The sequence below is a fragment of the Sphingobium estronivorans genome (assembly GCF_008692605.1).
GTDB lineage: Bacteria > Pseudomonadota > Alphaproteobacteria > Sphingomonadales > Sphingomonadaceae > Sphingobium > Sphingobium estronivorans.
In genome coordinates this window covers 1-1486 of the sequence record NZ_LFCT01000061.1, presented here as the reverse complement: position 1 = coordinate 1486, position 1486 = coordinate 1, and the positions used below count along the sequence as shown (strand labels likewise).

Annotated in this window: 2 protein-coding genes; both read left to right on the top strand. The window is 60.1% G+C overall.

The window, feature by feature from the left end; genetic code table 11:
• The first annotated feature begins 97 nt into the window (after positions 1 to 97).
• Positions 98 to 670 (top strand): Fic family protein, encoded by a 573-nt coding sequence (locus tag F7P65_RS21815; RefSeq protein WP_240334435.1) that lies wholly within the window; start codon positions 98 to 100, stop codon positions 668 to 670.
• Positions 671 to 1114: 444 nt separating this feature from the next.
• Positions 1115 to 1465, top strand: coding sequence for an RNA polymerase sigma factor (locus F7P65_RS21810; RefSeq protein ID WP_150295643.1), 351 nt, complete (start codon positions 1115 to 1117; stop codon positions 1463 to 1465).
• Positions 1466 to 1486 lie beyond the last annotated feature (21 nt).

Genomic DNA, 1486 nt, shown 5'->3' with positions numbered 1-1486 from the left:
GTGCCATGGGCGCTGACGGCGGACACTCTGGTTCGAGACGGTCCACCCTTTCGAGGACGGTAGTGGTCGCCTGGGTCGCGCTATCGCGGAAAAGGCTTTGGCGCAGAGCCTGGAGGCGCCAACGCTGACCGCGCTGGCTGCCACCATCAATCGGCACAAAAAGGCTTATTATGCTGAATTGCAGCGGGCCAGTCAGAGCAACCAGATCGAGACGTGGATGAACTGGTTTGCAGATATCGTGCTGGAAGCGCAGTCCCGTACCATCACGAGCATCAGCTTCCTAATCGAGAAAACTCATCTGCTCGATCGCCTGCGCGGCAAGATCAATACAAGACAGGAAAAGGCGCTCATCCGCATGATGGCGGAGGGGCCGGACGGTTTCGTTGGCGGTCTGAGCGCCCACAATTATCGCACGATAACAGATGCTGCGTCGGCAACTGCCACACGTGACCTGGCTGAACTTGTCGAGCTGGGCGCGTTGGTGCGGGTCGGCGAACGACGTTACGCACGATACTATCTCACCATCACCACAAGCGCGAACACGCAGGGTCGACGGCCAACGGGGACAAGGCCTAGCTCAGTTCCCGTTTCACGCCAATCTCCATACAGGGTAGCTCGTAGGGGACCGGGACCGCCAAGATCGCGCTATAGCGGACCGCCGCTCGAATGACATTGCTCGCTTCTGAACCGCTATAGCGCGATCACAATGCGCCGGCGACTGTGGGCAGAGAATGGTGTATTATACACCACCCGACAAATTCGAGCTTGCTTCAAGGCGTTAAACGCGCAAACTGAACCGGCTTCCGGAAAAAGCCCGGAAGCGGGGCGTCGAAACCCCAACCAAAGGTAGCTCGGTCACACAGTTTCACTGGGGCCGGGTGGCATGCGCGCATGTCCAGCCGGCAACGGTAAAGGCGCATGCGCCTGTTCCTTTGGTCAGGTTTCGAACATCCGGCTTAGGCCGTCGCCCCGAGTGGACATAGGTGCGACGAATGAGCCAGGGCCAATCACGACCGGCGCGGGACCGGTCAAATCCGGGAATATTTCCCTTTCACGGCGACAGCTGCAGGAATCCGTGCCAGCTGCGCGGCGCGCGCCCAAAGAGAATGCCATCATGAGCATCTCTCCTCAACGGCGCGCGTCACTTGACGATGACGGCGCCGACAACGCAGCGCCTGCCACCCATGATTTTGCCGTCGTATATCAGCGGGAAAAGCCCCGCCTCCTGCGCTACTTCCTGCAAAAACTGGGCAACCGCGCTGACGCGGACGAAATGGCGCAGGAAGTGATGACCCGGTTCCTGGGGGCCTCTCCCGCCATCGCGGTGGCGACGCCGCGGGCCTATATCACCCGGATCGCCACGAACATGCTGCGGGATCGAGCGGAACGGGGTTCGACGAGGCTGTCGCAACTGTCTGTATCGCTCGATGAAGGATTGCATAAATCCAATGGCATCGACCCCTGAGGTGGTGCCGGAAATTCGGAC